General features: G+C 69.9%; 20 protein-coding genes and 2 pseudogenes. 9 read left to right on the top strand and 13 right to left on the bottom strand.

The window, feature by feature from the left end; all coding sequences use genetic code 11:
- Positions 1-2 precede the first annotated feature (2 nt).
- From A5764_RS14310 to yajC, 5 genes are all read right to left on the bottom strand, one after another.
- Complete coding sequence (locus tag A5764_RS14310) at positions 3-539, bottom strand: adenine phosphoribosyltransferase (protein ID WP_067114144.1); 537 nt, start codon at positions 537-539, stop codon at positions 3-5.
- A gap of 7 nt (positions 540-546) precedes the next feature.
- On the bottom strand, positions 547-2,205 hold the full coding sequence (locus A5764_RS14315) for an ABC transporter substrate-binding protein (protein WP_067114145.1): 1,659 nt from the start codon (positions 2,203-2,205) through the stop codon (positions 547-549).
- A 5-nt stretch (positions 2,206-2,210) separates the two neighbouring features.
- A complete protein-coding gene (gene secF / locus A5764_RS14320; protein ID WP_067114146.1) occupies positions 2,211-3,452 on the bottom strand; it encodes a protein translocase subunit SecF in 1,242 nt (413 codons plus the stop codon).
- A gap of 3 nt (positions 3,453-3,455) precedes the next feature.
- The gene (gene secD, locus A5764_RS14325; RefSeq protein ID WP_067114147.1) at positions 3,456-4,976 is read right to left on the bottom strand and encodes a protein translocase subunit SecD; all 1,521 of its coding nucleotides are present in this window, start codon (positions 4,974-4,976) and stop codon (positions 3,456-3,458) included.
- Positions 4,977-5,068: 92 nt separating this feature from the next.
- Positions 5,069-5,407, bottom strand: coding sequence for a preprotein translocase subunit YajC (gene yajC, locus A5764_RS14330; protein ID WP_067114148.1), 339 nt, complete (start codon positions 5,405-5,407; stop codon positions 5,069-5,071).
- Positions 5,408-5,526: 119 nt separating this feature from the next.
- Between yajC and gabT the strand changes: the two genes are divergently transcribed.
- The 3 genes and pseudogenes from gabT to car (A5764_RS14345) all read left to right on the top strand — a co-directional run bounded on the left by gabT (position 5,527) and on the right by car (A5764_RS14345) (position 14,196).
- Positions 5,527-6,867: a 4-aminobutyrate--2-oxoglutarate transaminase gene (gene gabT, locus A5764_RS14335; RefSeq protein WP_067114149.1), complete on the top strand. Its 1,341-nt coding sequence runs from the start codon at positions 5,527-5,529 to the stop codon at positions 6,865-6,867.
- A gap of 148 nt (positions 6,868-7,015) precedes the next feature.
- Positions 7,016-10,550, top strand: a pseudogene (car, locus tag A5764_RS14340) (carboxylic acid reductase).
- Positions 10,551-10,682: 132 nt separating this feature from the next.
- A pseudogene (car, locus tag A5764_RS14345) lies at positions 10,683-14,196 on the top strand (carboxylic acid reductase).
- 3 nt (positions 14,197-14,199) lie between these two features.
- On the opposite strand, the gene A5764_RS14350 reads toward car (A5764_RS14345), so the two are convergent.
- From A5764_RS14350 to ruvC, 6 genes are all read right to left on the bottom strand, one after another.
- Positions 14,200-14,934: a hypothetical protein gene (locus tag A5764_RS14350; protein WP_067114150.1), complete on the bottom strand. Its 735-nt coding sequence runs from the start codon at positions 14,932-14,934 to the stop codon at positions 14,200-14,202.
- A gap of 120 nt (positions 14,935-15,054) precedes the next feature.
- Complete coding sequence (locus A5764_RS14355; RefSeq protein WP_067114246.1) at positions 15,055-15,441, bottom strand: DUF1304 domain-containing protein; 387 nt, start codon at positions 15,439-15,441, stop codon at positions 15,055-15,057.
- A 39-nt stretch (positions 15,442-15,480) separates the two neighbouring features.
- Positions 15,481-16,179 carry a hypothetical protein gene (locus A5764_RS14360; protein ID WP_197501394.1) on the bottom strand — a complete coding sequence of 233 codons (699 nt, stop codon included), beginning with the start codon at positions 16,177-16,179 and terminating at the stop codon, positions 15,481-15,483.
- Positions 16,180-16,270: 91 nt separating this feature from the next.
- Positions 16,271-17,332 carry a Holliday junction branch migration DNA helicase RuvB gene (ruvB, locus tag A5764_RS14365; RefSeq protein WP_067114152.1) on the bottom strand — a complete coding sequence of 354 codons (1,062 nt, stop codon included), beginning with the start codon at positions 17,330-17,332 and terminating at the stop codon, positions 16,271-16,273.
- Positions 17,329-17,931, bottom strand: coding sequence for a Holliday junction branch migration protein RuvA (gene ruvA / locus A5764_RS14370; protein ID WP_067114153.1), 603 nt, complete (start codon positions 17,929-17,931; stop codon positions 17,329-17,331). The genes ruvB and ruvA overlap by 4 nt, the downstream gene beginning before the upstream one ends.
- Positions 17,928-18,506 carry a crossover junction endodeoxyribonuclease RuvC gene (ruvC, locus tag A5764_RS14375; RefSeq protein WP_067114154.1) on the bottom strand — a complete coding sequence of 193 codons (579 nt, stop codon included), beginning with the start codon at positions 18,504-18,506 and terminating at the stop codon, positions 17,928-17,930. The genes ruvA and ruvC overlap by 4 nt, the downstream gene beginning before the upstream one ends.
- A gap of 175 nt (positions 18,507-18,681) precedes the next feature.
- Between ruvC and A5764_RS14380 the strand changes: the two genes are divergently transcribed.
- From A5764_RS14380 to A5764_RS14400, 5 genes are read left to right on the top strand one after another with little or no spacing between them, the layout of a single operon-like run.
- Positions 18,682-19,293, top strand: a complete 612-nt coding sequence (locus A5764_RS14380; protein ID WP_067114155.1) for a DUF4178 domain-containing protein — start codon at positions 18,682-18,684, stop codon at positions 19,291-19,293.
- A gap of 10 nt (positions 19,294-19,303) precedes the next feature.
- Complete coding sequence (locus A5764_RS14385) at positions 19,304-19,816, top strand: DUF2617 family protein (RefSeq protein WP_067114156.1); 513 nt, start codon at positions 19,304-19,306, stop codon at positions 19,814-19,816.
- Positions 19,813-20,244, top strand: a complete 432-nt coding sequence (locus A5764_RS14390; RefSeq protein ID WP_067114247.1) for a DUF4247 domain-containing protein — start codon at positions 19,813-19,815, stop codon at positions 20,242-20,244. The genes A5764_RS14385 and A5764_RS14390 overlap by 4 nt, the downstream gene beginning before the upstream one ends.
- A gap of 23 nt (positions 20,245-20,267) precedes the next feature.
- Positions 20,268-20,723, top strand: coding sequence for a DUF350 domain-containing protein (locus A5764_RS14395; RefSeq protein WP_067114248.1), 456 nt, complete (start codon positions 20,268-20,270; stop codon positions 20,721-20,723).
- Entirely contained in the window at positions 20,720-22,294 is a 1,575-nt protein-coding gene (locus A5764_RS14400; protein ID WP_067114157.1) for a polyamine aminopropyltransferase, read from the top strand. Before A5764_RS14395 ends, A5764_RS14400 begins: the two co-directional genes overlap by 4 nt.
- Here the strand turns inward: A5764_RS14400 and A5764_RS14405 are convergent.
- Positions 22,285-22,902, bottom strand: a complete 618-nt coding sequence (locus tag A5764_RS14405) for a class I SAM-dependent methyltransferase (protein WP_067114158.1) — start codon at positions 22,900-22,902, stop codon at positions 22,285-22,287. The genes A5764_RS14400 and A5764_RS14405 overlap by 10 nt on opposite strands.
- Before the next feature lie 47 nt (positions 22,903-22,949).
- Between A5764_RS14405 and A5764_RS14410 the strand changes: the two genes are divergently transcribed.
- The gene (locus tag A5764_RS14410; RefSeq protein WP_067114159.1) at positions 22,950-23,372 is read left to right on the top strand and encodes a MerR family transcriptional regulator; all 423 of its coding nucleotides are present in this window, start codon (positions 22,950-22,952) and stop codon (positions 23,370-23,372) included.
- Here the strand turns inward: A5764_RS14410 and A5764_RS14415 are convergent.
- Positions 23,357-24,109 (bottom strand): YebC/PmpR family DNA-binding transcriptional regulator, encoded by a 753-nt coding sequence (locus A5764_RS14415; RefSeq protein WP_067114160.1) that lies wholly within the window; start codon positions 24,107-24,109, stop codon positions 23,357-23,359. The genes A5764_RS14410 and A5764_RS14415 overlap by 16 nt on opposite strands.
- Positions 24,110-24,186: the final 77 nt, after the last annotated feature.

Raw genomic sequence — 24,186 nt, forward strand, 5'->3', positions numbered from 1 at the left:
ATTTAGGCCCGCGTCAGGCTGTGCACCGGCAACGGCGCGAGCGCGTCGCGGCCGCCCAGCGCGGTGAGCTCCACCACCACCGCCGCGGCGGGCACGTCCGCCCCGGCGCGCTCCAGCAAGCGCGCGGCCGCCCCGATGCTGCCACCGGTGGCGAGGACGTCGTCGATGATCACGATGGTACGGCCGGACAGCTCGATGCCGTCGGCCGGGATTTCCAGGGTGGCGCTGCCGTACTCGAGGTCATACCGCTCGGCGTGCACCGGCGGCGGCAATTTGCCGCTCTTGCGGATGGCCAACACGCCGGTGCCCAGGCGGGTGGCGACGGCAGCCGCCACCAGGAACCCACGCGAGTCGATGCCGGCCACCAGGTCGGCGCCGGATGCGATGACGGCCAGCGCGTCGGTCACCGCGGCCATACCGTGCCGGTCGGCGAACACGGGGGTGAGGTCCTTGAACTGGACGCCCGGCTTCGGAAAATCGGCCACATCGCGGGCCAGCGCCGCGATCAGTTCGGCCACCGGCGTGGCGTCGCTCGTCACTCGACCCTCACTGGATCAAGGCCCATCGGTCCATGTTCCAGCCCGCGCCCCAGCGGGTCGGATTGCGGCTCACGGCGACCATCTTCTTCGACAACAGCAGCGTGCGCTGCTGCCGGTACAGGGGCAGCGTCGGCATATCGGCCCACAGTATCGGAGCCGCCTCCGCGACCAGCCTGACCCGCTCGGCGGGGTCGGCCGACACCGCCAGCGCGCTGATGGCGCCGTCGACCTGCGGGTTTGCGTAGTCGGACAGGTTGTTGCCGTTGCCGCTGTGCAGCGCGTAGGCGTCCATCGCCGACGACCCGGTCGATCCGCTGCCGGTGGCGCCGCCGGTGCTGGCCAGCAGCACGTCGATCTTTCCGTCCTTGAGCGCCTGGGGCCCCGAGGAGGCCAGGTTGACGTTGGTGACGGTGATGCCGGCCGGGGCGCAGGACTTGGTGATGACGCCGACGGTCACCGCCAGCCGCGCGTTGGGCCCCTGGTAGCCGATCCGCACCGGCTGGGGCGCACCGCCCAGCGCGGCGCGGGCGGCCGCGGGATCCGCCTTGCCGAACGGGCCGGCCTCCGCGGCGCCCTCGGCGGCGGCCACGGCGTCCTCACTGGCCGGCTGCAGGCGCGAATTGGCGATCGGCACGCCGGCGTCGTGCGCGATCGCGTCGCGCGGCGTGCACAGCGCGAACGCGCGCCGGGCGTTGGCGGCCGCCAGCGCGCCCTGCGGCGCGAAGATCAGCTGCTCGATGCCGTCCGACGGCGAATCGCTGCGCTCGTAGTTGTCGGGGGTGGCGAGCGCTCCCGACGAGCCGGCCGCGACGTCGACCACGTCGACGCTGCGGTTGTTGACCCGGTCCTGGATATCGGGCGCCTGCGGCCACACCGTCACCCGCTTGGTGATCGGCTTGGGCCCCCACCAGCGGTCGTTGGCCACCAGCACCACCGCGCCGCCGTCGAGGATCCGTTCGACCTTGTACGGTCCCGACGACGGGACCCGCTTGAGGTCCATGCCCGGCTTGAGATCCCAGGTGGTATTCCACAGCTGCGCGATCCGCTCCACCACCGGCCCGTTGTGGCTCAGCAACGCCGCGGTCACGTCGACGTTGAGCTGATCGGCGATGACGTGCGCCGGCATGATCGACGTGGCGGCGAACAGCTGGGTGTAGTCGACGATGCCGCGGTCCGGGACGAACGATATCCGCGCCTTCTTCTGGCCGGGGATGCACTCGATGTTGGCGATGTCGACGTAGCCGGCCTGGGTGGCCGCCTCGAAGCCGGGGAACCGCCCGGACTGGGCGGCCCAGGTCAGGACGAGGTCGTCGCAGGTCACCGGCTTGCCGTCGCTGTAGACGGCGTTGTCGGCGATCTGGTAGTCGAGGACCAGCGGCGCGCCGCTCACCACCGAGACGGTGCCGAAGTCGCGGTCGGCGACGACCTGCCCGTCGGGGCCGTGATAGCCGAACCCGGTGAGCGTGCGGGCAAACGCCTGCGCCCCGGCCGATGCGGCGCCGACGACGGTGTTGGTGTTGTAGGTGACCAGCGGGCCGTCGACCACGTAGTCGATTTGCGAGGACGCGCTACCGGAACACGCCGTCAACGTGAAAGCCGCCAACAGGATCCCGGCCAGACCAACGGACGCCCATCCCTGCAGCCCCCGCCGGCCGGCCAACAACATCTGGCCTACCGCCGGCCGGCGTTTCGCTTGCCGGTCGGGCGGCGGGTGCCGGTGGGCCGCACCGGGCGCGCACCCGGCGCCGGCTTGTTGGGTGCGGGCTTGGCAGGCGCCCCCGCCTCGGTGGTCTCCGGGGCGGGTTCTTCGCCGGCGGGTTCGGGTTCGGCCTGGTGGCCGGCGCGGCGCCGTCGGGCCACCCGGCGGGTGTGGGTGCGCACCAGCTCGGTGCGTTCGCGCAGGGTGACCAGCAGCGGGGTGGCGAAGAAGATCGACGAGTAGGTGCCCACCAGGATGCCGACCAGCTGCACCAGCGCCAGGTCCTTCAGCGTGCCGACGCCGAGCAACCACACGGCCACGACCATCAACGCCAGCACGGGCAGCACCGAGATCAGGCTGGTGTTGATGGAGCGCATGAACGTCTGGTTGATCGCCAGGTTGGCCTGTTCGGCGAAGGTGCGACGGGTGGTGTGCTGGAAGCCGTGGGTGTTCTCCTCGACCTTGTCGAACACGATGACGGTGTCATAGAGGGAGAAACCGAGGATGGTCAGCAGGCCGATGACGGTGGCCGGGCTGACCTCGAAGCCGACCAGTGAGTACACGCCGGCGGTGACGGTCAGGTCGAAACACATGGTGATCAGCGCCGAGATCGCCATGTATCGCTCGTAGCGCACCATGATGTACAGGCTGACCAGCGCAAGGAACACCGCCAGCGCGATCAGCGCCTTCTTGGTGATCTGATCGCCCCAGGTTTCCGACACCGCCGAGTCGCTGATGGCCTTCGCACTGGGCTTACCGTCGGCGCCCTTGGGTTGGAAGGCATCGAACAGGGCGTTGCGCAGCTTGGTCGTCTGGTCGTTGGTCAGCGTTTCCGAGCGGATCTGCACCGTCGCCGAGGCGCCGTTGCCGACGATGACCACCGACTCGGCGTCGCGGCCGATGGTCTTGCGGAAGACATCGGACACCTGCGAGGTCTGCACGGTGCCCGACGCGCCCGCGGCGGGCATCGACACCGTCGTGCCGCCCTTGAAATCGATGCCGAAGGTGAAGCCGCGCACGATGATGCTGATGATCGCGATCGCGACGATGGCGCCGCTGATGCCGTACCACAGCCGCCGGCGCCCGACCACCTCGAACGCGCCGGTGCCGGTGTAGAGCCGGGAGATGAAGCTGTGGTGCGGCAGCCCGGCGGAACTGTCGGTCAGCTCCACGGCTTCACTGGTGGCTTCTTTTGACGCCTTGGAGGAAGTCATGCGCTATCCCCGTCCCGTCTGCACATGCGCCGCGGCCCGGCGCTCGCGGGCGACCCGCTGAACGGCTCCCAGGCCGTTGTATGCCGGCTTGGCCAGCGTCGGAGACTTCGACGCCAGGTACACCAGCGGCCAGGTCACCAGGAACACCACCACCAGGTCGAGGATCGTGGTGAGCCCCAACGTGAACGCGAACCCCTTCACCTGGCCGATCGCCAGGAAATACAGCACCGCGGCGGCCAGGAATGTGACCGCGTTGCCCGACACGATCGTCTTGCGCGCCCTCACCCAACCCCGCGGCACCGCCGACCGGAACGAACGGCCTTCGCGGATCTCGTCTTTGATGCGTTCAAAGAACACCACGAATGAGTCGGCGGTGGTACCGATACCGATGATCAGACCCGCGATGCCCGCCAGGTCCAGGGTGTAGTTGATATAGCGGCCCAACAGCACCAGGATCGCGAAAACCATTGCGCCCGAAGCGACCAGCGACAACGCGGTGAGCAACCCCAGCACCCGGTAGTACACCAACGAGTACACCAACACCAGCACCAGGCCGATCGCTCCCGCGACCAGGCCCGCCTTCAGCGAGGTCAATCCCAGTGTCGCCGAGACGGTTTGGGCTTCCGAGGATTCGAAGGACAGCGGCAGGGACCCGTACTTCAAGACGTTGGCCAGCTGGCGCGCGGTCGACGCGGTGAACGGCGGGTCTCCCCCGGTGATCTGAGTGCGGCCACCGGGGATGGCTTCCTGGATCATCGGGGCGCTGACCACCTGGGAGTCCAGGGTGAAAGCGGTCTGGGTGCCGACGTGGGCGGCAGTGAAGTCCGCCCAGGTGTTGGCCGCCGCCTGCCTGAACTGAACGTCGACGACATAGCCGATGCCGCGCTGATTCATCGTCGACGAGGCGTTCTCGATCTGGTCGCCGCTGATGATCGACGGGGCCAACAGGTAGGCCACCTTGTGGTCGGTCGAGCAGGTGATCAGGGGCAGCGCCGGGTCGTCGTTGCCGGCCAGGATGTCGTCCTTATTGCACTGGGTGGCCTGGAATTGCAGCCCCAGGAACTGGATGCCCTGCCGGGTGCTCTGCCGCCACCCCTTCTCCTCGGCGATGCGGTCGGCCAGATCCTTGGGCGGGGCGGGCTGCGCGGGCATCGAGTTGAGCACCGGGCGGATGTACAGCCGCGCCGTTTGTCCCAGGTTGCGGGCCTCGCTGCCGTCGGTTCCGGGCACCGTGATGACCAGGTTGTCGCCGTCGACGACGACCTCGGAACCGGACACGCCCAGCCCGTTGACGCGCGCGCTGATGATCTGCTGCGCCTGGGCCAACGCCTCGCGGCTCGGGCGCGAGCCGTCCGGGGTGCGGGCGGTCAGCGTGACGCGGGTGCCCCCCTGCAGGTCGATGCCGAGCTTGGGGGCGGCCCGCTTGTCGCCCGTGAGGAACACCAGCAGATAGACGCCGATCACCAACAACAAGAAAACCGACAGGTAGCGGGCAGGGTGCACCGGCGCCGAAGACGATGCCACTTTCCTTGTATCTCCTTGAGATCGGTTGCTTGCCCCCGACGGAGCCTAGAAAAGCCTACGTGTCGACCACACGTTCCCCTCGCGCAAGCGGCCTATCGGCCCGGGTCGGTCAGTTCGTCGGATTCTTCCAAGCCCCGGGGGCCCTCGTCCTCGTCGACCTCGTCGGGCTCGTCGGGCACGATGCGATCGCGGATGGCCAGCTTCATCCAGGTGGTCACCACGCCGGGCGCGATCTCGAGGTCGACGGTGTCGTCGGTGATCGCGACGATGGTGGCCTGCAGCCCGGAGGTGGTGTGCACGCGGTCACCGGGCCGCAGCGACTCGTGCAGGTCGATGGTGGCCTGCATCGCGCGCTTCTGGCGCCGCGACGCGAAGTACATGAAGCCGCCCATGATGAGCAGGAACGGCAAGAACAACACCAAACTATCCATGTCGGTCAGTCTGCCATCAGCGCAGGTAGCGACGACGGCCGCTACAACCGGCTGACTTACGGCCGACCAGATAGGCTAAACGCGCGACGTGACAGCCGCGCCGCGGTGAGGAGGATGTCGTGGCCAGCCTCGAGCAGAGTCGCCAGCTGGTCACCGAAATCCCCGGTCCCGCATCGCTTGAACTCAACAAGCGTCGGGCCGCGGCGGTGTCGCACAGCGTGAACGTGTCCCTGCCGGTCTTCGTGACACGGGCCGGTGGGGGCATCGTCGAGGACGCCGACGGCAACCGGCTGATCGACCTCGGGTCGGGCATCGCGGTGACCACGATCGGCAACTCGTCGCCCCGGGTGGTGGACGCGGTGCGCGCGCAGGTGGCCGACTTCACCCACACCTGCTTCATGGTGACGCCGTACGAGGAGTACGTCGCGGTCGCCGAGGAGCTCAACCGGATCACCCCGGGCTCCGGCGAGAAGCGCACGGTGCTGTTCAATTCCGGCGCCGAGGCGGTGGAGAACGCCGTCAAGGTCGCCCGCTCCTTCACCCGCAAGCCCGCCGTGGTGGCGTTCAACCACGCCTACCACGGCCGCACCAACCTCGCGCTGGCGCTGACCGCAAAGTCCAAGCCGTACAAGAGCGGCTTCGGCCCATTCGCGCCGGAGATCTACCGGGCGCCGTTGTCCTACCCCTACCGCGACGGCCTGATCGACAAGGAACTGGGCACCGACGGTGAAAAGGCCGCCGCGCGGGCCATCCGGGTCATCGAAAGCCAGGTCGGCGCCGACAACCTGGCCGCCGTCCTGATCGAGCCGATCCAGGGCGAGGGCGGGTTCATCGTCCCGGCCGAGGGATTCCTGTCCGCCCTGCTCGACTGGTGCCGCAAGAACGACGTGGTGTTCATCGCCGACGAGGTGCAAACCGGGTTCGCGCGCACCGGCGCGATGTTCGCCTGCGAGCACGAGCGGATCGAGCCCGACCTGATCTGCACCGCCAAGGGCATCGCCGACGGGTTGCCGCTGTCGGCGGTGACCGGCCGCGCCGAGATGATGGACGCCCCGCACGTCGGCGGCCTGGGCGGCACGTTCGGCGGCAACCCCGTGGCCTGCGCGGCGGCGCTGGCCACCATCGAGACCATCGAGCGCGACGGCCTGGTCGAGCGGGCCCGGCAACTGGAACGGCTGATGACCGAGCCGCTGCTGCGGCTGCAGGCCGCCGACGACCGCATAGGCGACGTTCGTGGCCGCGGCGCGATGATCGCCATAGAGTTGGTGAAGTCCGGGACCGCCGAACCCGATGCCGGGCTGACCGAGGCGCTTTCCAAGGCGGCGCACGCGGCCGGAGTCATCGTGTTGACGTGCGGCATGTTCGGCAACATCGTCCGGCTGCTGCCGCCGCTGACCATCAGCGACGAGCTGTTGACGGAGGGTGTCGACGTGCTGAGCGGCCTCCTCGCCGATCTCTAGCACCGGGAAACCGCGACTCCAGGTGCGCAAGGTCACAGCGACGGAAGGCCGTTTTAGGAATACCGTTAGTTTGACTAACGTTTTGACGATCAGCGCAACGTCGCGCTGACCACCTACTTAGCTATTCGGCAGTAAGAGGGATGTGTTTATGTCGACTACCACTCAGGAAGAGCGGCTCGCACGCCGCGTCGACGACTTGATCGCCAACGACCCGCAGTTCGCCGCCGCCCAGCCGAACCCGGAGGTCGCCGCGGCACTCGAACAGCCCGGGCTGCGACTGCCCGAGATCATCCAGACCCTGCTCGACGGCTACGCAGACCGCCCGGCGCTGGGACAGCGCGTCGTCGAGTTCGTCCGGGACCCGAACACCGGACGCACCACGCTGCAGCTGCTTCCCCGCTTCGAGACCGTCACCTACGGCGAGCTACGCGACCGGGTCGGCGCCCTGGCGCGCGCCCTCACCCACGACGGCGTGCGCGTCGGCGACCGGATGTGCGTGCTCGGCTTCAACAGCGTCGACTACACCACCATCGACATCGCGCTGGGCATGATCGGCGCCGTGTCGGTGCCGTTGCAGACCAGCGCCGCCACCGCCCAGCTGCAGCCGATCGTCTCCGAGACCGAGCCCGGCGTCCTCGCGGCGAGCGTGAACCAGCTGCCCGACGCGGTCGAGCTGCTCCTGAGCGACGGCCACAGCCCGGCCAAGCTCGTCGTGTTCGACTACCACCCCGAGGTCGACGACCAGCGCGAGGCCGTCGACGCCGCCCGCGCGCGGCTGGCCGACGCCGCCGTCGTCGTCGAAACCCTGGCCGACCTCCTCGACCGCGGGACCGCGCTGCCCGCCACGCCGGTCGCCGTGCCCGACTCCGACGACTCCGACGATCGTTTGGCGCTGCTGATCTACACCTCCGGTAGCACCGGCGCCCCGAAGGGTGCGATGTACCCGCAGAGCAACGTCGGCAAGATGTTCCGCCGGTCCAGCAGAAACTGGTTCGGCCCCAGTGCCGCCTCGATCACCCTGAACTTCATGCCGATGAGCCACGTCATGGGACGCGGCATCCTCTACGGCACGCTCGGCAACGGCGGCACGGCCTATTTCGCCGCCACGAGCGACCTCTCCACGCTGCTGGAGGACCTCGAGCTGGTCCGGCCCACCGAGCTGAACTTCGTGCCCCGCATCTGGGAGACGCTGTTCGGCGAGTTCCAGCGCCAGGTCGAGCGCCGCCTGCCGGAGGGCGCCTCTGAAGACTTGGCCGACGAGCGCCGGGCCGTCGAGGCCGAGGTCCTCGAAGAGCAGCGCCAGTACCTGCTGGGTGGCCGGTTCATCTTCGCCATGACGGGCTCGGCGCCCACCTCCCCCGAGCTGAGGAACTGGGTCGAGTCGCTGCTCGACATGCACCTGCTGGACGGCTACGGCTCCACCGAGGCCGGGATGGTCTTGTTCGACGGCGAGATACAGCGCCCGCCGGTGGTCGACTACAAGCTGGTCGACGTCCCCGACCTGGGCTACTTCTCCACCGACCGGCCGTACCCGCGCGGCGAGCTGTTGCTCAAAACCGAGAACATGTTCCCCGGCTACTACAAGCGGGCGGAAACCACCGCCAACGTGTTCGACGAGGACGGGTACTACCGCACCGGCGACGTCTTCGCCGAGGTCGGTCCCGACCGCCTGGTGTACGTCGACCGCCGCAACAATGTGCTCAAGCTGGCGCAGGGCGAGTTCGTCACCCTGGCCAAGCTGGAGGCGGAGTTCGGCAACAGCCCGCTGGTCCGGCAGATCTACGTCTACGGCAACAGCGCGCAACCCTACCTGTTGGCGGTTGTCGTTCCGACCGAGGAAGCCCTGCAGCGCTACCAGCCCGAGGAGCTCAAGCCGCTGCTCGCCGACTCGCTGCAGGACGTCGCCAGGGAGGCCGGCCTGCAGTCCTACGAGGTGCCGCGCGACTTCATCATCGAGACCACGCCGTTCAGCCTGGAGAACGGCCTGCTGACCGGCATCCGCAAGCTGGCCTGGCCCAAGCTCAAGGCACACTACGGCGAACGGCTGGAGCAGCTCTACGCGGACCTGGCCCAAGGCCAGGCCAACGAGCTGGCCGAGCTGCGCCGCACCGGCGCCGACCGCCCGGCGCTCGAGACCGTGACTCGGGCCGCGGCCGCCATGCTCGGCACCGCCAGCACCGAGCTGTCCCCCGAGGCGCACTTCACCGACCTGGGTGGAGACTCGTTGTCCGCGTTGACCTTCGGCAACCTGCTGCGCGAGATCTTCGACGTCGACGTGCCGGTGGGCGTGATCGTCAGCCCGGCCAGCGACCTGCGGGCCATCGCCGCGTACATCGAGGGCGAGCGCCAGGGCAGCAAGCGGCCGAGTTTCGCTGCGGTCCACGGTAGGGGCGCCACCGAGGTGCACGCCGGTGACCTGACCCTGGACAAGTTCCTCGACGAGGCCACGCTGGCCGGTGCACGCGACCTGCCCCAGCCCAGCGCCGAGGTGCGCACGGTCCTGCTGACCGGCGCGACCGGCTTCCTCGGCCGCTATCTCGCCCTGGACTGGCTCGAGCGGATGGACCTGGTCGACGGCAAGGTCATCGCGCTGGTGCGGGCAAAGTCCGACGAGGAGGCCCGGGCCCGGCTGGACAAGACGTTCGACAGCGGCGACCCCGAGCTGCTGGCCCACTACCGCGAACTGGCCGCCGACCACCTCGAGGTCCTGGCCGGCGACAAGGGCGAGGCCAACCTCGGCCTGGACCAGCAGACCTGGCAGCGCCTGGCCGACACCGTCGACCTCATCGTCGACCCGGCCGCCCTGGTCAACCACGTCCTGCCCTACAGCGAGCTGTTCGGCCCCAACGCACTGGGCACCGCCGAACTGATCCGGCTGGCGCTGACGACGAAGCAGAAGCCGTACACCTACACCTCCACGATCGGGGTCGGCGACCAGATCGCGCCGGGCGAGTTCGTCGAGGACGCCGACATCCGCCAGATCAGCGCCACGCGCAAGATCAACGACAGCTACGCCAACGGCTACTCAAACAGCAAGTGGGCCGGCGAGGTGCTGCTCCGCGAGGCCCATGACCTGTGCGGGCTTCCGGTCGGCCGTCTTCCGCTGCGACATGATCCTGGCCGACACCACCTACGCCGGACAGCTCAACCTGCCGGACATGTTCACCCGGCTGATGCTGAGCCTGGTCGCCACCGGCATAGCCCCCGGCTCGTTCTACGAGCTCGACGCCGAGGGCCACCGGCAGCGGTCCCACTACGACGGGCTGCCCGTCGAGTTCATCGCGGCGGCGATCTCCACCCTGGGGGCCCGGGCCGGCGAGGGCTACCAGACGTACCACGTGATGAACCCCTACGACGACGGCATCGGGCTCGACGAGTACGTCGACTGGCTGATCGACGCGGGCTACCCGGTCCAGCGCATCGCCGACTACGGCGAATGGTTGCGCCGGTTCGAGGGGGCGATGCGGGCCCTGCCGGATCGGCAGCGCCAGTACTCGCTGCTGCCGCTGCTGCACAACTACCAGAAGCCGGAGCGGCCGATGCGGGGATCGCTGGCGCCGACCGACCGGTTCCGCGCGGCGGTGCAGGAGGCGAAAATCGGCCCGGACAAAGACATCCCGCATGTCTCCGCGCCGATCATCGTCAAGTACATCACCGACCTGCAGCTGCTCGGATTGCTCTGACGCCCTGCGTTATTCGATCGCCGGCCCCTTCGGGGCCGGCGATTTTCTTTTCCGCCGCCGGTGGGCGATCTCACATCGCCCGTGTGACGTGGCCCATTTGGGGATATCGTTACTTTTGCTAACGTTCTATTTATGAACAGGGAAACCCGCCTCGCCCGCCGCCTCGAAGACCTCTACGCCGCCGACGCACAGTTCGCCGCCGCCAAGCCCAGCGCGGCCGTCGCCGAGGCGCTCGGCCGGCCCGGCCTGGGACTGCGCCAGGTCATCGCCACCGTGCTGGACGGCTATGCCGACCGGCCCGCCCTGGGCCAGCGCGCCGTCCGGCTCGTCACCGACCCGGGCGGGCGTACCCGCGCGGAGTTGCTGCCGCGCTTCGAGACGATCACCTACCGCGAGCTGCGTGACCGCGTCGACGCGTTCGCCGGCGCACTGAGCGCCGGCGTGCGGCCCGGCGACCGCGTCTGCGTGCTGGGGTTCACCAGCGTCGACTACACCACCGTCGACATCGCGCTGGCCCGGCTGGGCGCGGTGTCCGTGCCGCTGCAGACCAGCGCCGCGATCGCCCAGCTGCTGCCGATCGTCACCGAGACCGAGCCCGCCGCGATCGCCACCAGCGTCGACAACCTGTCCGACGCCGTCGAACTGGCCGTGACGGGGCACGCGCCGGGCGGGCTGGTCGTCTTCGACTACCGCCCGGAGCTCGACGACCACCGTGAGGCCCTCCAGGCCGCCCGGGCCCGCCTGGCCGGCGTGACGGTCGAGACGCTGGACGACGCGATCGAGCGTGGGAGGCCGCTGCCCCCCTCGCCGCCGACCGTCGCCGACAACGCCGAGCGATCCCCGGACACGCTTTCCCTGCTGATCTACACCTCCGGCAGCACCGGCGCGCCCAAGGGCGCGATGAACACCGAGCGCCGCGCCGCCAAGTTCTGGCGCAAGTCCGATGCCGCCTTCGAGAGCACCGAGCCGACGATCACGCTCAACTTCATGCCGATGAGCCATGTCATGGGCCGCCAGGCCCTGTACGGGACCCTCGGCAACGGAGGCACCGCGTACTTCGTCGCCAAGAGTGACCTCTCGACGCTGTTCGAGGACCTCGCCCTGGTGCGGCCCACCGAGCTGAGCTTCGTGCCGCGCATCTGGGACATGCTCTTCGAGCGATTCCAGACCGACGTCGACCGGCTGGTGGCCGGCGGCGCCGATCGCGCCGCCGCGCAGGCGCGGGTGACCGCCGAGCAGCGCGAGAAGGTCCTCGGCGGCCGGTTCCTCAAGGCGATGACCGCCTCGGCGCCGATCTCCGACGACATGAAGGCCTGGGTTGAGTCGCTGCTCGACCTGCACCTGGTGGAGGGCTACGGCTCGACCGAGGCCGGCATGGCCATCGTCGACACCGAGATCCGGCGGCCCCCGGTCACCGACTACAAGCTCGTCGACGTCCCCGAACTCGGCTACTTCCTGACCGACCGGCCGCATCCGCGCGGCGAGCTGCTCCTCAAGACCGACGCCATGTTCCCCGGGTACTACAAGCGCCCGCACGTCACCGCCGAGGTGTTCGACGCCGACGGCTTCTACCGGACCGGCGACATCATGGCCCAGGTCGGTCCCGGCCGGCTCGTCTACCTCGACCGCCGCAACAACGTGCTGAAGCTGTCGCAGGGCGAGTTCGTCACCGTCTCGAAGCTGGAGGCCGTGTTCGGCGACAGCCCGCTGGTCCGGCAGATCTACGTCTACGGCAACAGCGCCCGCGCCTACCTGCTGGCGGTGATCGTGCCGACCGACGGGACTGCGTCGAAGTCAGCGATCGCCGATTCGCTGCAGGAGGTCGCCAAGGGCGCCGGCCTGCAGTCCTACGAGATCCCGCGCGACTTCATCGTCGAGACCACGCCCTGGACCGTGGAGAACGGCCTGCTCACCGGCATCCGCAAGCTGGCGCGACCGCAGCTGAAGCAGCACTACGGCGAGCGGCTGGAGCGGCTCTACGCGGACCTGGCGGACGGGCAGGCCAACGAGCTGCGTGCGCTGCGCCGCAGCGGTGCCGATGCGCCCGTGCTAGAGACGCTGACCCGCGCGGCGGGCGCCCTGCTGGGCGCGGCCCATCCTTTTGAAGCGGACCTCGTCTCCGACGCCCACTTCACCGACCTGGGCGGCGACTCGCTTTCGGCGCTGTCGTTCGCCACCCTGCTGCACGAGATCTTCGACGTCGACGTGCCGGTAGGCGTCATCGTCAGCCCGGCCAGCGACCTGCGCGCCCTGGCCGACTACATCGAGGCCGAGCGCCGGCCGGGCGTCAAGCGGCCGACGTTCGCGTCGGTGCACGGCCGCTCGAAAGATCTACCCTCCGAGGTGCACGCCGGCGACCTCACCCTGGACAAGTTCATCGACGCCGAGACCCTGGCCGCCGCCCCCGGCCTGCCGGTCGCGAGCGCCCAGGTGCGCACCGTCCTGCTGACCGGCGCCACCGGCTTCCTCGGCCGTTACCTGGCCCTGGACTGGCTGGAACGGATGGACCTGGTCGACGGCACGGTGATCTGCCTGGTGCGGGCAAAGTCCGACGAGGAGGCCCGGGCCCGGCTGGACAAGACGTTCGACAGCGGCGACCCCGAGCTGCTGGCCCACTACCGCGAACTGGCCGCCGACCACCTCGAGGTCCTCGCCGGCGACAAGGGCGAGGCCAACCTCGGCCTGGACCAGCAGACCTGGCAGCGCCTGGCCGACACCGTCGACCTCATCGTCGACCCGGCCGCCCTGGTCAACCACGTCCTGCCCTACAGCCAGCTGTTCGGACCCAACGCACTGGGCACCGCCGAACTGATCCGGCTGGCGCTCACCACGAAGCTCAAGCCGTACACCTACACCTCGACGATCGCCGTCAGCGACCAGATCGCGCCGGGCGAGTTCGTCGAGGACGCCGACATCCGCCAGATCAGCGCCACGCGCAAGATCAACGACAGCTACGCCAACGGCTACTCAAACAGCAAGTGGGCCGGCGAGGTGCTGCTCCGCGAGGCCCATGACCTGTGCGGGCTTCCGGTCGGCCGTCTTCCGCTGCGACATGATCCTGGCCGACACCACCTACGCCGGACAGCTCAACCTGCCGGACATGTTCACCCGGCTGATGCTGAGCCTGGTCGCCACCGGCATCGCCCCCGGCTCGTTCTACGAGCTCGACGCCGACGGCCACCGGCAGCGCGCCCACTACGACGGGCTGCCCGTCGAATTCGTCGCCGAGGCCGTCTCGACGCTGGGCGCTCAGGGCGGCCGCGCCGGTGAGCGCTTCGCCACCTATCACGTGATGAACCCCTACGACGACGGCATCGGCCTCGACGAATTCGTCGACTGGCTGATGTCCGGAACCAACGGGGCCGGCTGCGCGATCCAGCGCATCGCCGACTACGGCGACTGGCTGGCGCGGTTCGAGACCAGCCTGCGCGCCCTGCCCGAAAGGCAGCGGCACGCGTCGCTGTTGCCGCTGCTGCACAACTACCGACAGCCGCAGAAGCCCGTGTGCGGGTCTGTCGCTCCGACGGACCGGTTCCGCGCGGCCGTGCAGGAGGCGAAGATCGGCCCCGAGAAGGACATCCCGCACATCTCGGGTCCGATCATCGCCAAGTACGTCAGCGACCTGCGGCGGCTCGGGCTGCTCTAACGGTTAACCCTGGGGGTGCGGCCAGCGCAAATACGCGGCGCCGGATGGTCCCTCCGCGCTCTGGCGACGCCATCCTCGCTTGGGCTCGGCTTCCTCGGCGCCGTATCGATCGACCCGCGGCTGGGTCAGCGCGCCCGAGGGCACCTCGGCCGACGGCTCCATCCCCGGCGTGTACGTCGGCTCGGCGTAAGCCGGCTTGGCGTAAGCGGGGTCTGCGGCCCGCGCGGCACGTGCCTCTGCCACCCGCGTCAGTGCCTCGACATCACTCGCCGACCGCACCGCCAGGCGCGCCACGGCGGCGGCGCCCAGGAAGACGATCAGGGCACCCAGACCGGAGAAGTAGGAAACCTCGAGCACGGCCCGTTTGCGGTCGGTCGCGGCAATCGGATCGCCGGCGGAACCGATGCCCAACATCGGGGCGACCTCACCGCCGATCACGAACCATACGCCGGCGAGCACTGCCAGCCACGCGCCTATCATCGCGGTGATCCGATTTCCCGAGAAGATCAGCAGCAGGCCGGCCAGCACGGTGGCGCCTCCAGGGAGCACCTCGAGCCAGCCCCGGGCGGTGCTCCACACCCAGTCCTGGTCCGGCGTGTAGGCGAAATTGAAGTGAGGACCGACGAACGGTATCAATGCACCCCAAGCACCCAGAATGACCAGGATCAATCCGCTGAGCGCGCCGCGCGAGCGCGGCATCCACAACGCGCTAGGTCGGCCGTTTTCTGCGTCTCTCATCAATTCTCCTCGATAGAAGCCGGACTACTTCAGCCCCGCAGGGGTACCCCGGTCGCGCCGGGATGTAACCCGCTCGGATCACCGTGAGTCTCGGAGCCGTGAGCCGCTGAGCCGGCTGCGCTACCAACTGAGGCCCAGCGCCATCAGCACGATGGCGATCACCGGGAAGGTGCCCTGCGTGAGCGCGGCCCGCGCCTTGCCCGGCGCGGACACCAGCAGCACCACGGCGGCCGCGGCCATCGTTCCGACGCCGGCGAAAATCAGCGCGGCGCCGATTGCGTTGTGCCCCATAGCGACCGCGGCGATGCCGATGCCGGTGACGATCGCCAGGAACAGGTTGTAGAAGCCCTGGTTGAGCGCGAGCAGCTTAGTGGTCTCGGCTTCCTCGGCCGTCGTGCCGAACACTTTGCGGGTGCGCGGCGAGGTCCACGTCAACGACTCCATCGTGAAGATGTAGACATGCAGCACCGCGGCCAGTGCGGCGAATACCAACCCGGCGGTGATCATCGTCACAGACGATACCGCCGGGTCGGTTAGCGGTTGCCCCTAGACGCCGGCGTGGTGGCGGCGGCGGCGGAACAGGCCGCCCCCGAAGCGCCCGCGCTGCTCCGGCTCGGCCGCCAATCGGTCGGTGCGCTCCTGGGACACGTCGCGTGACTCGTCGTATGTCGCGGGCTCGCCGGCCGGCCCGGCGGCCCCGGCCATCGGCGCCGACCCGGCCGCCACCGGCGCCGGTTCGGTGACGACGACGTCCCGCGCATGCCGAACCGCCACGCGCGCCAGGGCGGCGCCGCCCAGGAACACGATCAGCGCGCCCAGACCGGTGAAGTAGGTGACCTCCAGCAACGCCCGCTTCAGGTCCGTCGACGCCGCGGGTTGCCCGACGTCGCCGATTCGCAGCGTCGGCGCGAACGCGCGGCCGACCACGAACCACGCGCCGCCCACCACCGCAAGCCAGCCGCCGAGCATGGCGGTGGCGCGGTTTCCGGCGACGAGCAGGATCAAGCCGCCCACCGCGGTGACGGCGCCGGGGAGCACCTCCAGCCAGCCCTTGGCGGTCGTCCAGGTCCATGCCGGGTCGGCCATGTATGCCCACTTGATGTTGGGCCCGAAGAACGGGATCAGCGCACCCCAGGCGCCCAACAGGATCAGGAGCAACCCGGAAAGTGCGCCGCGGGTGCGTGGCATGTACGGCGCGCGAGCGCGTCCATAGTCGGGGCCATAGTCGGGGTTAGTTTGCCTCATGAGAATCTCCTCCGACGGTCTTGTGCTGCTGGGCTGGATACCCGCGCCGGCGGTGACGTAACCCACACCGGTGGGACCGCTGACCAGCCGACTAGTCGAAGAGGCCCGGTTGCCCGAGCCCGGCCGCGCCGGCCGGCGGGGTCATCCCGAGGTGCGTCCAGGCCTGGGCGGTGGCCACCCGGCCGCGCGGCGTGCGCGCGACCATGCCGGCGCGGACCAGGAAGGGCTCGCACACCTCCTCGACGGTGGCGGCCTCCTCGCCCACCGCGACGGCCAGCGTCGACACCCCGACCGGACCGCCGCCGAAGCCGCGGGTCAGCGCCGACAGCACCGCCCGGTCCAGCCGGTCCAGACCCAGCTCGTCGACGTCGTAGACCTCGAGGGCGGCCTTGGCGACGTCGCGGGTGATCACGCCGTCGGCGCGCACCTCGGCGAAGTCGCGGACCCGGCGCAGCAGCCGGTTGGCGATCCGCGGCGTTCCCCGCGAGCGCCGGGCGATCTCCGCGCCGGCGTCGGCGCCCAGCTCGATGCCCAGGATCCCGGCGGACCGCGCCAGCACCCGCTCCAGGTCGGCGGGCTCGTAGAAGTCCATGTGCGCGGTGAAGCCGAACCGGTCGCGCAGCGGGCCGGTCAGCGCGCCGGACCGGGTGGTCGCCCCGACCAGGGTGAAGGGGGCCACCTCCAGCGGAATCGACGTCGCCCCGGGGCCTTTCCCGACGACGACGTCGACGCGAAAGTCCTCCATCGCCAGGTAGAGCATCTCCTCGGCGGGCCGGGCGATGCGGTGGATCTCGTCGATGAACAGCACGTCGTGCTCAACCAGGTTGGACAGCATCGCGGCCAGGTCGCCGGCGCGCTCCAGCGCCGGGCCGGACGTCACCCGCAGCGCGGAGCCGAGCTCGGCGGCGATGATCATCGCCAGCGACGTCTTGCCCAGCCCCGGCGGCCCGGACAGCAGGATGTGATCGGGGGTGCCACCGCGGTTCTTGGCCCCCTCGATGACCAGCTGCAGCTGCTCACGCACCCGCGCCTGGCCGATGAACTCCCGCAACGAGCGAGGCCGCAGGCTGACGTCGATGTCGCCCTCGCCGGACACCAGCGCCCCCGAGACCTCGCGCTCGACGTAGTCGTCGCTGGAGAAGTCCTGGCTCATCGGGCCTTCCCCAGCAACGACAGGGCGGCCCGCAGCGCGCCGGACGTCGTCGCGTCCTCATCCCCGGCCAACACCTTGTCGGTGGCCTCCTCCGCCTGCTTGGCGGCAAAGCCTAGGCCCACCAGGGCCTCCACCACCGGACCCCGCACCGCGTGGCCATTAAGACCTGCGTGCGCCGGCGCCCCGGCGGGCGCGCCGGCTGGGACCACCTTGTCGCGCAGCTCCAGCACCATCCGCTCGGCGCCGCGCTTGCCGATGCCCGGCACCCGGGTCAGGGCCGCGACATCGCCGTCGTGCAACGCCTGCCGCAGCGCGGCGGCGTCGTGCACGGCCAGCGTCGCCATCGCCAGCCGGGGGCCGACGCCCGACACCGACAGCAGCGTCAGGAACAGGTCGCGCGTGTCGGCGTCGGGAAACCCGTACAGCGTCATCGAGTCCTCGCGCACCACCATCGCGGTGATCAGCCTGGCCTCGCTGCCCTGCCGCAGCGTCGCCAGCGTCGACGGCGTCGCGTTCACCCGGTACCCGACACCCGCCGCCTCGATCACCGCGTGGTCGAGGGCCACCTCGAGCACCTCCCCGCGTACCGCGGCGATCATCGGGCGGCCTTGAGCTTTGCCTGCAGCTTGGCCCGGTAGGCGTGCCGCTGCTGGGCGGCCATGGCCTCGGCCTTCTTGTTGGCCTCAGCGATCCGGGCGATCATCGGCGCCCGCCAGCAATGGCAGATCGCCAGGGCCAGCGCGTCGGCGGCGTCGGCAGGCGTCGGTTTGGCTTGCAGCGCAAGGATTCTGGTGACCATCGTGGTGACTTGAGCCTTGTCGGCGGCGCCGTTGCCGGTGACGGCGGCCTTCACCTCGCTGGGGGTATGGAAGTGCACGTCGATGCCGCGCTTGGCCGCGGCCAGCGCGACCACGCCGCCCGCCTGCGCCGTGCCCATCACCGTCCTCACATTGTGCTGGGAGAACACCCGCTCGATGGCGACCACGTCCGGCTGGTGGGTGGACAGCCAATGCTCGACGGCGTCGCTGATGGCCAGCAACCGATGCGGCAGCGACACGTCCGACGGCGTGCGCACCACGTCGACGTCCAGCGCCACCACGTTGCGGCCCCGGCCGCTTTCCACCACCGACAGCCCGCATCGGGTCAGGCCGGGATCGACGCCCATCACGCGCATTACCGCTCCTTAGTACGAACAGCTGTTCGAGAGCGTAACCGCCGCGGCCGACGGGACGCGGCAGGACACGCGGCTGGCCGGGTGGCCCGCGTGCGCGTTAGGGCGCCCGCCTCGTCGAAAGCTGTTAACTTAATGCCCACGTTCGCTCGGGCACTGCGGCAACGGAAGGGTTCGCGTGGGAACACTGCTGTTCGTGCTCGCGGCGGTGCTCTTCATTGGCTCCATCGTGGTGCTGGTCATCGCTTTGCGGCGGCCCAAAAAGGGCGAGCAGCCGCGCGGGCGGCAGGACCCCCTCTCGTTCAACGCGATGCCGCAGTTCGGACCCCGTCAGCTCGGCCCCGGCGCCATCGTCAGCTACGGCGGCGTGGACTACGTGGTGCGCGGATCGGTGACGTTCCGCGAGGGCCCGTTCGTGTGGTGGGAACACCTGCTGGAGGGCGGCGACCAGCCGCTGTGGTTGAGCGTCGAAGAGGACGACGGCCGCCTCGAGCTGGCCATGTGGGTCGCCCGCAAGGACCTCACGCTGCAGCCCGGCGACCAGTACGTGGTCGACGGCGTTTCGTTCCACGAGGCCGAACGCGGGCGCGCCTCCTACACCACAGAAGGCACCACCGGCCTGCCGGCGGGCGGCGAGATGGAATTCCTGGACTGCACCAACGCCGACGAGGGCGCGCTGCTGTCCTTCGAGCGCTGGGCCCCGGACACGCCCTGGGAGATATCGACGGGCAAGTCCGTGCTGCCCGGCGAGCTCACCATCTATCCAGCGCCACCGCCGTCGGCGCCCTAGGTTCGCGCCGGTGCCGCTTCATCACCTCGCCGTGACCCCGGCGGACGTATCCGGCGAAAGGCTGCGGCTCGCGCTCAACGCGCCCGCGCCGCCGCCACTGGCCAGTTGGTTACTGCGGCACCCGCGCGGCGGTGCGCTGCGGCTCGGGGTGCTCGGCGCCTCGCACGTGGTCGCGGTCGAGCACCCGAACGTCCGGTTCTCCGAGCAGGTGTCGTGCGCCGCCCGCAACCTCGGGCGTGACCTGCCGGAGCGCACCGACGCGCCCGGGTACCGCCTCGAATCGCGCACCGAAGCCCGCGACGAGGCCAGCTTCCGCCGGCTGGCGCGCGAGCTGCGCGACCGGTGCGCCGGCGAACCGGGCTGGCTCGGCGGGACGTTTCCCGGCGACGACGCCGCGCTGACCGCGCTGGCCGCCGAACCCGACGGCCCCGGCTGGCGGTGGCAGACCTGGCACCTATACCCGCGCGGCCCGTCAGGGTCGGGCGGCACGGTGGTGCACACGTCGAGCCGGTGGCGCCCATGAGCCGCAACCGCCTGTTTCTGGTGTCGGGCGCGCTGGCCGTCGGCGCCGTCGTGTCCCTGATCTTCGGAATCACGTTGCAGAACAAGAACATTGCGTCCTACATCGCCGGCCACTATCGGGAGTACTCCCGCGACGCGAACGGAACCCGCTACGCCTGCACCGGATCTCCGGCACAGGTGGCCGACACGCTCGCCGACTATCAGCCCCCCGAGGCGCGCGCCGCCAACGGCAACAGCCAATACCTGCGCTATCCCAACAACATCGTGGTCGTCGGGCCAGACGGCAGTTATCCGTGCAGCGTCCGCGTCGAAGGCCTGGGCGGCGGATACAGCCACGGCGCGTTCATCTTCCTCGGTCCCGGGTTCAGCCCCGGATCACCGTCGGGCGGCGCCGGAGGTAGCCCCGGCGGACCGGGTGGAACCAAATAACGGTGAACACGAAGGAGACAACCATGTACCTCGCCGTCGAGATCGGAAACGTCGACGTCAATCCCGTCCTCAGGGGCGCGGTCGCGACGATCCTGTACTTCGGGGTCGGCATGGCCGTGCTTCTCATCGGGTTCTACATGGTCGACTGGCTGACCCCGGGCAAGCTGCGCCAGCTGGTGTTCATCGATCGCCGCCCCAACGCCGTCGTCGTTGCGGGCGCCATGTATGTCGCGCTGACCACCGTCATCATCAGCGCCATCGCCAACAGCTACAGCCAGCTCGGGCAGGGGCTGCTCGGGGTGGCGGTGTACGGGTTGATCGGCGTGATCCTGCTGGCAATAGCGCTGCTGGCGATGCACCTGCTGATACCGGGCAGTTTCCACGAGCACGTCGACGAGCCGGAGCTGCACCCGGGATCGTTCGCGGTGGCGCTGATACTGCTCGCCGTCGGAGGGGTTACCGCCGCCGCGGTGTCATGACGTCGGTCGATCTGCCGGCGCCGCGGACAGTCCGGCCCACGGAGCCTTCGGCGCGGTGGCGCGCCGTGCTGCTGGCCGCCGTGGCGGCGTGCGCGGCCTGCGGCATCGTCTACGAGCTCGCGCTGCTGACGCTGTCGGCCAGCCTCAACGGCGGCGGGATTGTCGCCACCTCGCTGATCGTCGCGGGCTACATCGCCGCGCTGGGCGCCGGTGCGCTGCTGGCCAAGCCGCTGCTGGCGCACGCGGCGATCGCCTTCATCGCCATCGAGGCGCTGCTGGGCATCGTCGGCGGCCTGTCGGCGGCGGCGCTGTATGTGGTGTTCGCCTTCGTCGACGGGTCGACGTGGGTGCTGGCGGTGAGCACGGCGCTGATCGGCGGCCTGGTCGGTGCCGAGGTGCCGCTGTTGATGACGCTGCTGCAACGGGGTCGGATGTCGGGTGCCGCCGACGCCGGCCGCACGCTGGCCAACCTCAACGCCGCCGATTACCTCGGCGCGCTGCTGGGCGGGCTGGTCTGGCCCTTCCTGCTGCTGCCGCAGCTGGGCATGATCCGCGGCGCCGCGGCCACCGGCATGATCAACCTGGCCGCCGCGGCCGTCGTGGCGCTCTTTTTGCTGCGCCGCGTCGTTTCCACCCGGCAGCTGGTGACCGCGCTGTGCGCGCTGGCCGCCGCGTTCGCGCTGCTCGCCACCCTGCTGGTGCGGTCGGCCGACATCGAAACCACAAGCAGGCAAAGGCTTTACGCCGACCCGATCATCGCCTACCGGCACACGCCCTATCAGGAGATCGTGGTGACCCGCCGCGGCAACGACACCCGCCTCTACCTCGATGGCGGCCTGCAGTTCTCCACCCGCGACGAATACCGCTACACCGAAAGCCTGGTCTACCCCGCGCTGGGTGCGGGGGCGCGCTCGGTGCTGGTGCTCGGCGGCGGCGACGGCCTGGCCGCCCGCGAGCTGCTGCGCCAGCCCGGCATCGGGCGGATCGTGCAGGTCGAGCTGGACCCCGCGGTGATCGAGCTGGCGCGTACCACGCTGCGCGACGCCAACGCCGGCGCGCTGGACAACCCGCGGGTCAATGTGGTGGTCGACGACGCGCTGGCGTGGCTGCGCGGCCACTCTGGCGGTCCGGGGCTTTTCGATGCCGTCATCGTCGACCTGCCCGACCCCGATACACCCGTGCTGGGCCGGCTGTATTCCATCGAGTTCTACGCGCTCGTCGGCCACGCGCTGGCCCCCGGTGGTCTCCTGGTGGTGCAGGCGGGCAGCCCGTTTTCCACCCCGACGGCATTCTGGCGCACGGTGTCGACGATCCGGGCCGCCGGCTACGCGGTCACGCCCTATCACGTGCACGTGCCCACCTTCGGCGACTGGGGTTTCGCGCTGGCCCGCGGCGGGGACGGCCCGCCGACGCCGAAGGTGCCGCCCGACGCGCCGCCGCTGCGCTTCCTCAACCAGCGGGTGCTGGACGCCGCCACCGTGTTCGCCGGGGACATCGGGCCGCGGGCCCTCGAGCCGTCGACGCTGGACAATCCGCGCGTCGTCGACGACATGCGGCACGGTTACGAGTAGCCGGCTTGGTTGGCCCGCACCACCCACACGGCGCGCCGGCCGTCCGGGCGCTGGTCAATGCTCACGGCGTCGAAGCCCGCTGAGCGGCACTGCGCCGCGAAGGACTCGGCCTGCGGTTCGGTCCAACCGTGGCTCGCCAGCCCCGTGGCCCCGGGCTGCACCCGGCGCTCCATGACCAGCAGCCGTCCCGACGGGGCCAGCACACGGCGTAGCTCGGCCAGCCCGGCCGGGACATCCTTCCAGTGGTGCACCGTCCTCAGCGACCACACGACGGTCGCCCAACCGTCCGAGACCGGCAGCGCTTCGGCGCCGCCCTGCGACCAGCTGACGTTTGCATCACGCGTTGCGGCGCGGGCGAGGCGCAGCATCATCGGAGCCGGATCCACACCGACGGCCCGCGCGCCGCGCCGAGCGGCGGCCCGCACCGCATTGCCTGGGCCACAACCGATGTCGACGACGCGGTCGGCGTCCGTCACCGAGACCAGGTCGACGGCGAGGGCCGCGTAACGCCGCCCCATCACGAGCATGGCGAGGGCGGTCAGCAGACCGAACGGGCCGGAAAAACCCGCGTGGTCGGCGTGATGGTTGACGATGGGCGAATCGGTCATCGCTTTATACCTTGCAGCCTCAAGCTGGGTTGAAGTCAAATGGCGGCATGACGCTGATCCCGATCGGGCAGGCGGCGGCCCAACTTGGGCTGAGCACCTCGGCGCTGCGGTACTACGACGAGCGCGGGTTGGTGTCGCCGGTGCGGCGGCGCGGCCGGCGCATGTACGGACCGGACGAGCTGCGCCGGCTGGCCTTCATCAAGATCGCCCAACACTTGGGCTTACCGCTGCAGACCGCCGCCGCCGTGCTCGACAACCCCGCGCGGACATGGCGCCCGATTGTGGCGGAGCAGATCGCCGCGTTGGGCCGCGTCATCGAGCAGGCGCAGCAAGCCCAGTCGTTTCTGACGCACGCGCTGCGGTGCCCCGCCGATCACCCGGCACGGCAGTGCCCCAACATGACTGCGGCACTCGACAGTCTCATCGGTGGAACGACGATCGACGAGTTGGCCGCTCACTCCTCGATCTGAGCCAGGATCTCGTCGGGGATGTCGGCGTTGGTGTAGACGTCCTGGACGTCGTCGCTGTCCTCAAGGGCGTCAACGAGTTTCATGACCTTCGCGGCACCGTCGGCGTCGAGCGGGACCGTCACCGACGGCTGGAATCCCGCATCGGCGGAGTCGTAGTCGATGCCGGCGTCCTGCAACGCGGTCCGCACCGCGACCAGGTCGGTCGGCTCGGTGATGACCTCGAAGCTGTCGCCGAGGTCGCTGACGTCCTCGGCGCCGGCGTCGAGCACGGCGGCCAGCACGTCGTCCTCGGTGAGGCCGTTCTTTTCCAGGGTGATCACGCCCTTGCGGCTGAACAGGTAGGCCACCGACCCGGGGTCGGCCATGGTGCCGCCGTTGCGGGTCATCGCCACCCGCACCTCGCTGGCGGCGCGGTTGCGGTTGTCGGTCAGGCACTCGACCAGCACCGCCACCCCGTTGGGCGCGTAGCCCTCGTAGGTGATGGTTTGCCAGTCGGCGCCCCCGGCCTCCTCGCCGGCGCCGCGCTTGCGCGCCTTTTCGATGTTGTCGTTGGGCACCGAGCTCTTCTTGGCCTTCTGGATGGCGTCGTAGAGGGTGGGGTTGCCCGCGGGGTCACCGCCGCCGACGCGGGCCGCGACCTCGATGTTCTTGATCAACCGGGCGAACATCTTGCCGCGGCGCGCGTCGATGACGGCCTTCTTGTGCTTGGTGGTGGCCCACTTGGAATGGCCGCTCATCGGTGTGTAGTACCTCTTCTGTTGCCTGAAAGTTCGCCAGACGAGTCTACGTGGCCGCCCAGTGTGGGCCCCACGCT

This window comes from Mycobacterium sp. 852002-51057_SCH5723018 (assembly GCF_001667035.1).
Lineage (GTDB): Bacteria > Actinomycetota > Actinomycetes > Mycobacteriales > Mycobacteriaceae > Mycobacterium.